We start from the raw sequence: 13,563 nt of genomic DNA, 5'->3' as shown, positions 1-13,563 counted from the left end.
GGCCCACCCTGCCAGCTCGTTGTCAGGGTGGGCCGACCGAAGGCGCAGGAACCCGACTCGCACAATCAGGTCGTGTGGTGCGGCACTCGAGTCGCGTGGAAGTCGAGAAAAGCCGACAGCGTCTCGTCGGGGGCTTCCACCTGGGGGTAGTGGCCGACCTTAGCTAGTTCCACCACGTCGGGGTTCGGAATCAGTTCGCGGTAGCGGCGGGCCATGTGCGCACCGGAGACCGGGTCGAGGAGACCATCGATGAGACGCAACGGCACCGCAGCGTCGCGCAGGGCCCCGACCCAGCGTTCGCGATACTTGCGACGTTCAGCCATGTAGCGAATCAGCTTGTGGCCGTTACGTTTACCGCGTTTGCTGCACCACAACGTCCAGAACTGATCCAGTTCTTCCCTGGTCGGTTTGGTGTCGGGCCCGAAGACCGACGACAGACTGGTCGTATACGCCCGCTCGGACGCCAGGAAACTGGCCACCGGTCCCAGCGGACTGGCCAGCAGCCGCTGCACCAGCCGCGCCCGATGCGTCTCCGGGAACAATCCACCATTGAGCAGGCACACCGACTCGATCACCAGCGACTCATCACCCGCGGCCCTGCGTTCGGCATCGCGAGCCAGCAACTCCTGCGCGACAGTGTCGCCGTAGTCGTGGGCGAGGATGTGGAACCGATCAATCCCCTGCTCCCGCAACAGATCCTCGTGAATATCGGCCTGATCGCCGATCGAGTACAGGTAATTGCTCGGCTTCGCCGACCAGCCGAAACCGATCATGTCCGGCGCGAGCACCCGGGCAAACCGCGAGCACAGCCCCGGCCAGATGCGATGCCAGTCCCAGGACGCGGTCGGGAAGCCGTGGATGCAGACCAGTGTGCCGTCGGCCGCACCGCCGTCGTCGCGATAGAAGATCTGGTGGCCGCGGTGGGTGAACCGCCTGCCGTTCGCCCGCCAGGACGCAAACTCCTCCATGCCTACCTCCTTGTCGCCGACAAGCATGGCCCCTGAACCCCTCTGGCACAGGAAATCCGTCGACACCGGACGTGTCATGTACTGCGGGCCGAGTTGCCGTCGGTGCGCTCTGCGAGAATGCCACCGTGCATGTCGCGATCGGCCTAGTAGTTCTTGTTGCTTCCGCGGCAGCGCTCGCGGCGCTGGCCCGCCGGTTCGGAGTGTCCGAGCCACTCGTATTGACCCTGGCCGGGGTCGCGGCGTCGTATTTGCCGTTCGTGCCGGAGGTTCATCCCGATCCGGAGATCATCCTGCTCGGTCTGCTGCCGCCGCTGTTGTACACGGCGGCGATCCGGACGTCGCTGGTCGACTTCCGCGCCAACCTGAAAACCATCGCATCGCTCTCGGTGGGCTTGGTGCTGTTCAGTACCTTCGCCGTCGCCTCCGTGGTGTGGTGGCTGCTTCCGGTGCCGTTCGCCGTCGCGGTCGCGCTCGGCGCGGTCGTAGCTCCACCGGACGCGGTGGCGGCGACGGCGGTGGCCAGGCGGATCGGCATGCCGCGCCAGATCGTCACGATCCTCGAGGACGAGTCGCTGTTCAACGACGCGACCGCGCTGGTGGCGTTGCGCACCGCGATCGCCGCGTCGGCCGGAACCGTGTCGGTGTGGCAGGCGGGCGGCGACTTCCTGCTCGCGGCGGGCGGCGGTGCCGCGGTGGGCGTTGTGGTGGCGTATCTGCTTGCGCTGCTTCGTCGTCGGATCACCGACCCGGTGCTGGATACGACGCTGTCGTTCCTCGCGCCGTTCGCGGCGTACCTGCCCGCCGAAGGGATCGGCGCGTCCGGGGTGATCGCGGTGGTCACCTGCGGCATGATCCTCGGGCACGGCGCGCCGGTGTGGCAGAGCGCGGCGTCACGGATCGCGGAACGCACCAATTGGCGCACCATCCAGTTCATTCTGGAGAGCTCGGTGTTCGTGATCATCGGGTTGCAGGTGCGCGCGATCCTCGAAGGCGCGTGGAGCAGCGGGCTCGACCATCGGACCGTCGTGGTGGCCGCGATCGGCGTGCTGCTCGTGACGATGCTGGCGCGACCGTTGTGGATCTTCCCGTGGTCGTTGCTGATTCGCCGACTCGGCCGCCATACCGGCGGTGTGCCGATCACTAATTCGACGGTGGTGTCATGGGCGGGTATGCGCGGCGTGGTCACCCTGGCTGCGGTGCTGCTGCTGCCCGAAGACACACCGCAGCTGCCGGTACTGAAACTGCTCGCGCTGGTCGTTGTCGCGGGAACGCTACTGCTGCAAGGCACTTCGTTGCCGTGGTTGGTGCGGCTGCTACATCTGCGTGGACCGAGTCGCGCGGAAAACGCGCTGCAGAAGGCGAATCTGCTCCAACAGGCGACAACCGCGGGCCTGGCCGAGCTCGACAAGTGGATCACCCCGGAAACGCCTCAGTCGGTGGTCGATTCGCTGCACGACCGAGTCACCTGGAAGACCAACGCCGCCTGGGAGCGTCTCGGCCGATCCGAATCCGAGCAGGCCACCCCGACCGCCGAGTACCGGCGACTGCGGTTGGCGATGCTGCGCGCGGAACGGGAAACGGTACTGCGCGTACGGGATTCGGGTGGAGCCGACTACGAGATCCTGCAATACGTGCTGGCCCGGCTCGACCTCGAGGAATCGATGATCGACCGGTACGACGAGACCGAAGAGGAACCTCTCGAGCCGCTCTCCGCCCCCAACGCGGGTGATACGTGCGCGCATCTAGAGGATGCCCCGCTGGTTCTCGAGCCCGCCGGCCCCGACGTCTGCGAAGAGTGCCTCGCCGAGGGCCTGACCTGGGTGCACCTGCGAATGTGCCTCACCTGCAAACACATCGCCTGCTGCGACTCCTCGGTCGGCAACCACGCGACCAAGCACTACGGCAGCACCCAGCACCCGGTCATGCGCAGCGTCGAGCCCGGCGAGGCCTGGCGCTGGTGCTATGTGGATGAATTGCTGGGCTGACCGCGCACCGGAATACTCAGCGCCACCGCATGATTCGGCGAGCAGCGCGCGAGTCTCAGCGAAGCCTCGGTCAGCGGTGGGCGTGGGAGTAGATGAGGCGCGCGTATTGGTTGAGCAGTTTGTCCAGGGAGAGGTTTTCGCCGCCTGCGGCGATCTGCTGGTAACCGATCAGCATGGCCATGCCGAGTGAGGTGACCACGGCGGTGGTGTCCTCGTCGCCGATGACGCCCTTGACCGCCTTGTGCACTGTGCGCCTGCGGGATTCGTCGACCCGCTTGAGCGCCAGGTTCACCGATTCGTCGTTGCCCGCCCAGGCGCGGATCGCGGCTTCGGCGGCGTGGTGCAGGCCGGCGGCGAGGTCGGACATGGCGCGGATGTCGTCATCGGGGTTGCCCTGGTTGAACTTCAGCGTGCGCAGGATCAGCACCTGCCGGTTCTCCCAGTGCTCGAGTAATGCGTCGACGAAGCCCTGCCAACTGCCGAAGTGATGATAGAACGAGCCGCTGGTGACCCCGAGCCGACGACACAGCACGCCGATGTTGAGCCCCTTGAAACCCAGTTCGGCGAGCACCTCCAGAGCCGTGTCGAAGTACTGCTCCTTGGTGACCACACGTGACATGCCGGGCGCCGTTCTGTTCGTTCGGGCAGGGGTGGGAGGACCGAACAGTACCCCATTGTCTCGTCGGCTCGTACGAGGATAGCCAAGCCATTACACCCCTGTTCCAGCGACCCCGAGTACCTGTTACCTGGCGAAATATGTAGTGCGCGTGCGCAATCGAGTCCGTGCTCGCGAACGAGTGCGCCGGGCTATCTCATAGCGTACGAGCATCGCCGGTTCGATCGAGCGCGTGTATCCGGGGCGACGACAGACCCTCGAATAGCAGAGCGCTCGCTCTGTTATTGTGGTCGCATGCCTCGCCCCCGCACCCACGACCCCGACATCGTGCTCGATGCCGCGGAGTCGCTGGCCGTGCGATCGGGTCCGGCCGCAGTCACCACGCGGGCGGTCGCGGCGGCGACCGGGGTGTCCAACGGCGCGATCTATCACACCTTCGGTTCTCGGGCGGAGTTGCTCGGGCGCACCTGGTTGCGGGCGGCGCATCGGTTTCTGGCGTTGCAGTCCGCGTTGGTCGACGGTGCGCTGGACGGGCCCGATCGGTGCGACGGCATCGACGCGGTGGTCGCGGCGGCCGAGGCGCCCGTGGTGTTCGCCGAGAAGTTCCCGGTGTCGTCGCGGCTGCTGCTCACCGTCGAGCGCGATGAGCTGCTCGGTGAGGTGCCCGAGGCCATCGCGACCGAGCTCGCGGATACCGACAAGGTGTTGGTGGAGTTGATGATCCGGCTGTCACGACACCTCTGGGGCCGGGCCGACGGACGCGCGGTCGATGTCCTCAACCTGTGCCTGGTCGACCTGCCCACCGCGATCCTGTTGCGCCGCAAACGGTTCACCAATCCCCTTGCCCGCGAGCAACTTCGCGCGGCCGTCCGGGCTGTGCTCGCGCTCGGCCCGCCACCGTGACAGCAATTCATGTTCAGAAGAATCCAACACCTCTCGATACAAGGAATCTCATGCCGACTCTCAGCTACCACGACAAGATCGCCGTCCTCGACCTGGGCAACGACGAAAATCGTTTCTCGCCAGCCTTTCTCGACGAGGTGAACGCCCAACTCGATACCGTCCTCGCCGACGGCGCGCAGGGCCTGGTCACCACCGCCAGCGGGAAGTTCTTCTCCAACGGGCTCGACCTCGACTGGCTCGGCGCCAATGGCGACCGCAGCCCGTGGTACGTCGGCGAGGTGCAGGCCATCTTCGCGCGCGTGCTCGCGCTGCCCGTCCCCACGGTCGCCGCGCTGCCCGGTCATGCCTTCGGCGCGGGCGCCATGCTCGCCATCGCGCACGACTACCGCGTGATGCGCGCCGATCGCGGCTACTTCTGCTTCCCAGAGGTCGACATCCGCATCCCGTTCACCGAGGGCATGGCCACGCTCATCCAGGCGAAGCTGTCCCCGAAGACCGCGGTCGCCTCGATGACCACCGGCCGTCGCTTCGGCGGAACCGACGCGCTCGCAGTCGATATCGTCGACGCCACCGCCGCCGAGGGCGCGATCACCGACACCGCGCTCGCCATCCTCGCCCCGCTCGGCGGCAAGGATCCCGGCACCCTCGGCGCCATCAAGAACACCATGTTCGCCGGCGCCATCGCCGCGCTCGCGGCGGCGCGGCAGACCGACTGACCTACTCCGGTGCGGGCTGAACCTCGTCGTCCGACGCCACGGGTGCGGCGGTGACCACATCGATCTGCTCGCCGATGTAGCGGACCACCACCGCGACCACCGCCACCACCGGGACGGCGAGGAACGCACCGACAATCCCATAGAGCGAGCCGCCCGCGGTGACGGCGAGCAACACCAGCACCGCGTGCAGCTTCATGCTGCGGCTCTGCAGAACCGGTTGCAGCACATTGCCTTCCAGCTGCTGCACCGCGACGATGATGGCGAGCACGATCAACGCGGTGGTGAACCCATTGCCGACCAGCGCGACGAGCACCGCGAGCGCGCCCGCCACGAACGCACCCACCATCGGGACGAAACCACCGATGAACGTGATCACCGCGAGCACCAACGCCAACGGCACCCCGAGGATCACCAGGCCAGCACCGATGAAGACCGCGTCGATCAAACTGACCAGGGCCTGGGTCCGGATGAAACCGCCGAGGGTGCCCCAGATCCGGTTCAGCACCTCCTCGACGTGCCGGCCGCTGCGGCTGCCGAGCACAGCGTGCAGCCACGGCAGCAGTCGCGGGCCGTCTTTCACGAAGAAGAAGCTCAGCACGAGTACCAGGAACAGGGTGATGAGCACCGACGTTGCCGTGGAAACTCCACTGAACACACCACCGGCGATCTGCGCGGCGCTCGACTGCAACCGGGACACGATCGCGTCGACCGCGGAGTTGAGCTGCTCGTCGCGGATCCGCAGCGGCGGTCCCTGCATCCAGTCACGCACCTGATTGACACCCGCTGTGGACTTATCGGCAAGATCCGGCGCCTGGTCCACCACCGACGGCACGATCAACGCGATGACTCCGGCCAGCGCGCCGATGAACACCACCATCGTGATCGTCGCGGCCAGCGCCGGACGCAAACCATGATTGGTGAGCCACCGCGTCGGCGGCCACAGCACCGTCGCGACGACGATCGCGAGCGCCACCGGCAAGATCACCACCCACAGCTTCGCGAGCAGAAACATCAGCACCCACGCGCCCGCCGCGATCGCGACAATGCACAGCGCCCATTTGGCGAGCCAGATGATTCCGGACCCGATCACGTCGCCGCGATCCGGCACAGCGCGGCTACCGCCGCCCTGGTCCGTCTTGTCGCCAGGCTTGCCGGAGTTGTGCTGAATGTCTTCTTTGGGCCCACTCACGGGCCAAGTCTTGCACGGGCCCGAGCGGGTCATTGTCTGCCGCGCGGCGGGATCCTGCGATCGGTCGCGGCACCGCGTAGGCACCGACCGCTGACCGGGATCTGACACGATGATCCCGCACGGCGTCCCGGTAGGTTCGAAGGAACTTCTGAAGGAGGGCTCACCTTGACCGCCGCAGCCACGCTGGAACGCAAGGGGCACATCGCCGTCATCACCCTGAATCGCCCCGAGGCGATGAATGCGGTGAATGCCGAACTGTCGGGTGCGGTGGGTGCCGCGCTGGCCGAACTCGCCACCGATCCGGAACTGCGGGTCGGGGTGATCACCGGGGCCGGGCGCGCTTTTTGCGCCGGAGCCGACCTCAAAGAGTTGGCGCGCGGCAACGTGATTCATGACGTGGCGCATCCGGAGTACGGATTCGCCGGGCTGGTGCAGCATTTCGTCGACAAGCCGCTCATCGCGGCCGTCAACGGGTTCGCCCTCGGCGGCGGCACCGAGATCGTGCTGGCCAGCGATCTCGCGGTGATGAGCGAGGACGCCTCACTCGGCTTACCCGAGGTAACACGCGGATTGGTCGCCGCGGCAGGCGGTTTGCTGCGTCTGCCGCGGGCGGTGCCGCCGAAGATCGCGCTCGAGATGGCGTTGACCGGCACTCCGATCGATGCCGCGAGCGCGGCACATTGGGGACTGGTCAACCGAGTGGTGCCCGCCGATCAGGTACTGACCGCCGCACTCGAACTGGCCGAGAAGATCGCCGGAAACGCCCCGATGGCAGTGCGCTCCTCCAAGCGAATCATGCACCGCGTCAACGACTTCGGCTCCGACTGGGATACCCCGATCTGGCAGATGAGCCTCGAGGAAGCAGGTCCGGTGTTCATCAGCAAGGACGCCCTCGAAGGTCCACGCGCATTCGCCGAAAAGCGCCCCCCGAAATGGACCGGCGAGTAAGCGTACTTATCCGCTGGCTCAGGGCTTTTCGGCGCCGGTGAGGTGGGTGTCGAAGAAGGTGAAGATGCGCTGCCAGGCGTCGCGGGAGGCGTCTTCGTTGTAGCCGAGGCCGGTGACGCGCAGCAGTGGGTCGACCGGGGTGACGTTGGCGAAGGCGTGGGTGACCTTCGGGTAGACCTTGATGTCGTGGTCTACGCCGAGTTCGGTCAGCGCTTCGTCCAGTTTGCGGGGCGCTCCGACCAGGATCGGGTCGCGTTGGGCGTAGCTGGCGACGACCGGGCAGGCGCCGTCGAGCATGGCGCGGTAGTCGCCGTACAGCGACGGATAGAACGGTGCGGACGCGTCGAAACCCTTCGGCGCGACCAGCAGCGCGAACCCACCGCCCATACAGAAGCCGACCACAGCGGTCCGGCCGCTGCAATCGGGTTCGGCGACCAGCCGGTCCCGCGCCGCCAGCACATCGCGCACCGGCGGGCCGTCGCCGGTGAACGCCAGCGCCCGAAAGATCGTCCGAATGCAGCGCACCCGGCCTCGCGAGAACAGATTCGGCGCGATCGTCAGGTACCCGTAATCGGCCAGCATTCGCACGGTCCGCCGCAGATCCTCACTGAACCCCACCCCATCGTGGATCACCACGACCCCCGGCCACGGCCCGTCCCCGGACGGCCGCGCCAATACCGCCTCGAGCCGTCCATCGGGTGCCGTGAGCTCAATCGTCTCCATGCCCACCGAATCTAGGTCAGTGTCTCAGACATGTACAGCACGAGCTCGCTACCGGGGTGCGAGCGCGCCCAGCATGCTGCGGGCGAACCGTTCGTAGCGGTCGATGTTGAACTGCTCGGGATCGGTGAGGATCTGGTGCCCCGCCCGCTCGCCCGCGGCGATCAGGGACATGGCCAGCAGTTCCAGATCCATGTCGGCGAGGCCGGGGCGGCGATCGCGGCCCCATTCGAGCAGGGCGCGCATCTGATCGAGGGCGAATTGCATCGCGGCCTCGGATCGTTCGCGGACCTGGCTAGGCGCGTCGACGGCGGGCAGCAGCAGTAGCCGCCACGAATCCGGGTTCGCGAGGACCGCGGTGAGCAGGTTCGTCATCGCGGCGACGAGGATGTCGTCGAACTCGGCGTCATCAGCGAAGGTGGGCATCGCCTCGGCCAGCGTCGCCAGTGCTCGCTGCCCTTCCCGGTCGAAGAGCGCGAGCAGCAGCGGTTCTACACCCGGATAGGCGGCATAAACGCGAGGCTTGGCCAGCTCAGCCTCGCGCGAGACGGCCTCCATGGTGATCGCCGCGTAGCCGTGCTGGGTAACCAGCCGCAATGCGGCGTCGAGGACCTGCTCACGACGCACCTCCAGCTGCATTCGCGGCTGGCGGGGGCGTTTCACGGGCTGGCTCACTGTCCTCACCTTAGTCGCCGGTCCTGTTTCGACCCGGAAGGCGGAGACGTTTGAGCGACAACGCGTTCAACGCGACGATGATGCTGGAACCCGACATCGACATGGCGGCGATCTCTGGGCGCAGGGTGAAACCGAAGGCCGGCACGAAAACGCCTGCGGCGATCGGCAGCGCGATGGTGTTGTAGCCGACGGCCCAGGCCAGGTTCTGATGCATCTTGCGCAGGGTGCCGCGGCCGATGCGCAGGGCGGTGGGGACGTCGAGTGGGTCCGAGCGCATCAACACCAGGTCGGCGGCTTCGATGGCGACGTCGGTGCCCGCGCCGATCGCGATGCCCAGATCCGCGCCCGCCAGTGCCGGAGCATCGTTCACACCATCGCCGACCATGGCGACCTTGCGGCCATCACGTTGCAGCTCAGCGATTTTCGCGGCCTTGTCGCCCGGTAGGACCTCCGCGATGACGGTATCGATCCCGAGATCGGCGGCAATGCGTTCGGCGGTAGCGTGATTGTCGCCGGTCAACATCACCACTTCGATACCGAGGTCATGCAGCTCGGCAACCGCGGCGGCGGAGGTTTCGCGCGGAGCGTCGGCGAGCGCGATCACCGCGACAGCAGTGCCGTCGATCGCGGCAAGGACGGCAGTATGACCGGAGTCGGCCAGCCGATCACGCTGCGCGGCAAGCGAACCGAGGTCGATGCGCTCACGTTCGAACAAACGCCGGTTGCCGACGATGACTCGACGACCTTCGACCTCAGCGATAGCACCGTGCCCGGGAACGTTCTCGAACTTGTCAGCGGACAAGGGCGCCGCGCCGAGGGTTCCGGCGCGGTTACCGCGGCTCCGGATATTCCCGGACTCGGCGGACGGATTCGCGCCGCTGGCAGCGTCGAGGTGCTGGCCGTCGACAGCATGCCGACCGACGGCGTGGGGCACCGACTCGGCAGCCGGCCTTGTTGCGTGGCCGCCATTTTCAGCGCCGTTGCCGACGATCGTGCTGCTATAACCAGCCGTGGCAGCAGACGGTTCGCCGACTGCGGCCGCTACCGGCGGTGCGGGGCTGAGGGTTTCGGTGTGCCGGACGATTGCGGCGGCCAGGGGGTGTTCGGATTCGCGTTCGACGGCGGCGACCAGGCGGAGCACCTCGTCGGGCGAAAACCCTTCGGCGGTCACCACATCGGTGACTTCCGGTTCGCCCTTGGTCAGGGTGCCGGTCTTGTCCATTACCACCGTTTGGATGCGGGCCGCGGATTCCAGGGCGAGGGCGTTCTTGAACAGCACACCGCGTTTCGCGCCGAGGCCGGTGCCGACCATGATCGCGGTCGGGGTGGCGAGGCCGAGGGCGTCGGGGCAGGTGATCACCACGACGGTGATCGCGAACAGCATCGCCTTGGCGAAGGAGGCGCCGACGAGCAGCCACACCGTGAACGTCAGCGCGCCGCCGACCAGCGCGACCAGCACCAGCCAGAAGGCCGCGCGGTCGGCCAACTTCTGGCCCGGCGCCTTCGAATTCTGTGCCTGCTGAACCAATTCCACGATCTGCGCCAGCGCGGTATCGGCGCCGACCTTGGTCGCGCGTAACCGCAGCGTGCCGTTGGTGTTCAACGAAGCACCGATGACCGTCGCGCCCGGTTCCTTGTGCACCGGCATGCTCTCACCGGTCACCATCGACTCGTCGACCTCGCTGTCGCCCTCCTCGACCACGCCGTCGACGGCGATCTTCGCGCCCGGCCGCACCAGCAACAGGTCACCGACCACCACCTCGGCGGTGGGCACCTCGACCGGCACCCCGTCGCGGATCACCTCCGCCTTCGGCGGCGCCAGATCCAGCAGCGCGCGGATCGCATCGTTGGCCCCGCCGCGGGCCCGCATCTCGAACCAATGACCAAGCAGCACAAAGGTTGCCAGCATCGTCGAGGCCTCATAGAACACCTCGCCGCCGCCGGTCAGCGTGATCGCCAGCGAATACAGCCAGCCCGCCCCGATCCCCACCGCGACCAACACCATCATGTCCAACGTGCGCGCCCGCAACGCCGCCACCGCACCGGTGAAGAAGATCGCCGACGAATAAAAGATCACCGGCAAACTCAGCACCAGCGCCCAAATGTCCTGCCGCATCCCGAACGGCACCGGCAAATGCAGCCCGAACATGTCGGTAGCCATCGGCGACCACAACATCACCAACACCGCGAACACAGCCGCCACCACAAACCGATTCCGCATATCAGCAGCCATGTCCGCCATAGACATCCCGGCATGCCCCGCATGCCCACCGTGATCACCGTGATCGCCGTGATCGCCGTGACCGCCGTGACCGTGCTGGAGGTGTTCATCGAGCACGTCGTCACCTGTACGCCCGTCCGGCCCCGCATGACCGTCGGCCTGCGGCTCGATCAGTGGATCGCAGATGTGGTTGGGGACCGAGCGGCCTGCGCAGTGGTAGCCGCAGTCGCGGACCCAGCCGGCCAGTTCGGCGACCGAGGTAACCGTGGGGTCGTAGGCGACCGTGGCGGTTTGGGCGGTGGGGTTGGCGGCGACGTCGAGTACGCCGGGCCTGCGGCGGAGTACGGCGGTGACGACGTTGGCTTGGCTGGCCCAGCGGACGCCGCGCACGTCGAGAACGGCGGTGCGGCGTGGTGGGTTGCGGTGCTGCTGGTCGTGGTTCATGTACCTCACTCCTCGTTCGGAAAGCTCCGCTCGATCGAGCCGAGGCGTGCCGTCGGCCAGCTCGACCATATACCCCTACCGGGTAGGTGTCTAATGCGAATCGCCGTAACGCTACCGCGCGGAAATCGACAGAAACGTCCCCGTGTCGCTTTCCCTGCCTTTACCGTCTCAGAGAGATAGACAGCTGTTCTGAACGGGGTTGTGTGATGACCGAACCGAATACCTCCTGTGCCGCGTTTCAGCGGGTCGCGTCCATTGATCCCGACGCGGTTGCGGTCCGGTCGATCGGCGGCGAGCAGAGTTTGACCTGGCGGGACTACGCCGCGCAGGTGCGGGCGATCGCGGCAGGGTTGAGTGCGCTCGGCGTCGGACGCGGCGACACGGTCGCGTTGATGATGGCCAATCGGGTCGAGTTCTATCCGCTCGAGGTGGGTGCGCAACATGCCGGGGCCACGTCGTTTTCCGTCTACAACACGCTCGTCCCGGAGCAGTTGAACTATGTGTTCGGCAATGCGGGCAATCGGGTGGTGATCTGCGAGGCGCAGTATGTGGACCGCATCCGATCGTGCGGAGTGCCGATCGAGACCATCGTCGCCCTGGACGGCGCACCGGACGGAACGCTCAGCGTCGAGGAGCTGAAATCGTTGGGGCGCAGTGATTTCGACTTCGAGGCGAGTTGGCGCGCGGTGCAGCCGGACGACGTGGTGACGCTGTGCTACACCTCCGGCACCACCGGCAACCCGAAGGGCGTCGAACTCACCCACGCCAACCTCCTGTTCGACGCGCACGCCTTCGCCTCGGTGCTCCCCGTCGAATTCGGCGACCGGCAGACCTCATACCTGCCGACCGCGCACATGGCCGACCGATTCACCGCGCTGTACCTGCAGGAGGTCTTCGGCACGCAACTCACGGTCGTGCCGGATCGCAACCAGCTGCTCGCCGCGCTACTGGACGCCAAGCCCACGATCTGGGGCGCGGTCCCCCGCGTGTGGGAAAAGTTCAAGGCCGCACTCGAATTCGCGGCCGCCAACGAACCCGACGACGCCACCCGCGCGGCCCTGCAATGGGGACTCGACGTCGCCGCACGGAAGGCGGCCGCCGAACTGTCCGGCGAGCCGATGGACGACGCCCTCGCCGCCGAATGGGCGAAGGCCGACACCGCCGTCCTGTCCAAGCTGCGCGCGAAACTCGGCCTCGACCAAGTGAAGTGGGCGATGTCGGGCGCGGCGCCGATCCCGCCGGAGACGCTCGGCTTCTTCTTCGGCCTCGGCATCCCCATCTCCGAGGTCTGGGGCATGTCCGAGGTGACCTGCATCGCCACCGTCAGCCCACCCCGGGAAGCCAGGCTCGGCACGGTCGGCAAACTGCTGCCCGGCCTCGAAGCCACCATCGCCGACGACGACGAATTCCTGATCCGCGGCCCGTCGATCATGCGCGCCTACCGCGCGGAACCGGTCAAGACCGCCGAGGCCCTCGACGCCGACGGCTGGCTGCACACCGGCGACATCCTCACCCAGGACGCGGACGGCTACCTGCGCGTCGTCGACCGCAAGAAGGAACTCATCATCAACTCCGCCGGAAAGAATATGTCCCCGGCCAACATCGAGAACGCCATCAAAGCCGCCACCCCGCTGATCGGCTCCATCGCCACCATCGGCGACCGCCGCCCCTTCAACACCGCACTGATCGTCATCGACGCCGAAACCGCCGGACCCTATGCGGCCCAACACGGCCTCCCCGACGCCTCCGCCGCCGCCCTCGCCAGCAACCCCGGCGTCATCGCCGAGATCGCCCGCGGCGTCGCGGCGGGCAACACCAAACTGTCCCGAGTCGAACAGGTCAAACGCTTCACCGTCCTGCCCACCTTCTGGGAACCCGGCGGCGACGAAATCACCCTCACGATGAAACTCCGCCGCAACCCCATCGCCGCCAAATACGCCCCCGACATCGACCGCCTCTACTCCCCCGACCCGACCCCCGAAGTCCACCAACCCACCACCCCCGCCGAAACCACCACCATCGCCTAGCCGCCACACCCGGCCGGTCGCATTCATCGACTAGACGTCTGCCGATCGGGACATCAGGGACTGTGGATTTAACGGTGGTTCCGGCCCAACACGCTGAACGATGTTCAGCGAGGAAGGTGCCGTGATGACGACACTGGATGCCGTGGCATCG

11 protein-coding genes are annotated in these 13,563 nt (G+C 66.9%); 5 read left to right on the top strand and 6 right to left on the bottom strand.

Annotation, left to right across the window (positions count from 1 at the left end; genetic code table 11):
• Positions 1 to 65: 65 nt before the first annotated feature.
• The gene (locus ACIBK2_RS23985; protein ID WP_396969982.1) at positions 66 to 968 is read right to left on the bottom strand and encodes an alpha/beta fold hydrolase; all 903 of its coding nucleotides are present in this window, start codon (positions 966 to 968) and stop codon (positions 66 to 68) included.
• A gap of 125 nt (positions 969 to 1,093) precedes the next feature.
• Between ACIBK2_RS23985 and ACIBK2_RS23980 the strand changes: the two genes are divergently transcribed.
• Complete coding sequence (locus ACIBK2_RS23980) at positions 1,094 to 2,953, top strand: Na+/H+ antiporter (protein WP_396969980.1); 1,860 nt, start codon at positions 1,094 to 1,096, stop codon at positions 2,951 to 2,953.
• Between the two features lie 70 nt (positions 2,954 to 3,023).
• Here ACIBK2_RS23980 and ACIBK2_RS23975 read toward each other — a convergent pair whose 3' ends face one another.
• Positions 3,024 to 3,572 (bottom strand): TetR/AcrR family transcriptional regulator, encoded by a 549-nt coding sequence (locus ACIBK2_RS23975; protein WP_396969978.1) that lies wholly within the window; start codon positions 3,570 to 3,572, stop codon positions 3,024 to 3,026.
• A 291-nt stretch (positions 3,573 to 3,863) separates the two neighbouring features.
• Between ACIBK2_RS23975 and ACIBK2_RS23970 the strand changes: the two genes are divergently transcribed.
• Entirely contained in the window at positions 3,864 to 4,472 is a 609-nt protein-coding gene (locus ACIBK2_RS23970) for a TetR family transcriptional regulator (RefSeq protein ID WP_396969976.1), read from the top strand.
• Positions 4,473 to 4,522: 50 nt separating this feature from the next.
• Positions 4,523 to 5,188: an enoyl-CoA hydratase-related protein gene (locus ACIBK2_RS23965; RefSeq protein ID WP_396969974.1), complete on the top strand. Its 666-nt coding sequence runs from the start codon at positions 4,523 to 4,525 to the stop codon at positions 5,186 to 5,188.
• A gap of 1 nt (position 5,189) precedes the next feature.
• Here the strand turns inward: ACIBK2_RS23965 and ACIBK2_RS23960 are convergent, their stop codons facing one another.
• A complete protein-coding gene (locus ACIBK2_RS23960; RefSeq protein ID WP_396969972.1) occupies positions 5,190 to 6,377 on the bottom strand; it encodes an AI-2E family transporter in 1,188 nt (395 codons plus the stop codon).
• 165 nt (positions 6,378 to 6,542) lie between these two features.
• Between ACIBK2_RS23960 and ACIBK2_RS23955 the strand changes: the two genes are divergently transcribed.
• Positions 6,543 to 7,325, top strand: coding sequence for a crotonase/enoyl-CoA hydratase family protein (locus tag ACIBK2_RS23955; protein ID WP_396969970.1), 783 nt, complete (start codon positions 6,543 to 6,545; stop codon positions 7,323 to 7,325).
• Positions 7,326 to 7,343: 18 nt separating this feature from the next.
• Here the strand turns inward: ACIBK2_RS23955 and ACIBK2_RS23950 are convergent, their stop codons facing one another.
• From ACIBK2_RS23950 to ACIBK2_RS23940, 3 genes are read right to left on the bottom strand one after another with little or no spacing between them, the layout of a single operon-like run.
• On the bottom strand, positions 7,344 to 8,048 hold the full coding sequence (locus tag ACIBK2_RS23950) for a dienelactone hydrolase family protein (protein ID WP_396969968.1): 705 nt from the start codon (positions 8,046 to 8,048) through the stop codon (positions 7,344 to 7,346).
• Between the two features lie 48 nt (positions 8,049 to 8,096).
• Positions 8,097 to 8,720 (bottom strand): TetR/AcrR family transcriptional regulator, encoded by a 624-nt coding sequence (locus tag ACIBK2_RS23945; protein ID WP_396969966.1) that lies wholly within the window; start codon positions 8,718 to 8,720, stop codon positions 8,097 to 8,099.
• 10 nt (positions 8,721 to 8,730) lie between these two features.
• The gene (locus tag ACIBK2_RS23940) at positions 8,731 to 11,385 is read right to left on the bottom strand and encodes a heavy metal translocating P-type ATPase (RefSeq protein ID WP_396969964.1); all 2,655 of its coding nucleotides are present in this window, start codon (positions 11,383 to 11,385) and stop codon (positions 8,731 to 8,733) included.
• A gap of 206 nt (positions 11,386 to 11,591) precedes the next feature.
• Here ACIBK2_RS23940 and fadD11 point away from each other — a divergent pair, with 206 nt between their 5' ends.
• Positions 11,592 to 13,412 (top strand): fatty acid--CoA ligase FadD11, encoded by a 1,821-nt coding sequence (fadD11, locus tag ACIBK2_RS23935; RefSeq protein WP_396969962.1) that lies wholly within the window; start codon positions 11,592 to 11,594, stop codon positions 13,410 to 13,412.
• Positions 13,413 to 13,563: the final 151 nt, after the last annotated feature.

The organism is Nocardia sp. NPDC050175, from assembly GCF_044459885.1.
In the GTDB taxonomy this organism is placed as follows: Bacteria; Actinomycetota; Actinomycetes; order Mycobacteriales; family Mycobacteriaceae; genus Nocardia.
This window is presented reverse-complemented; position numbering and strand designations above follow the sequence as displayed.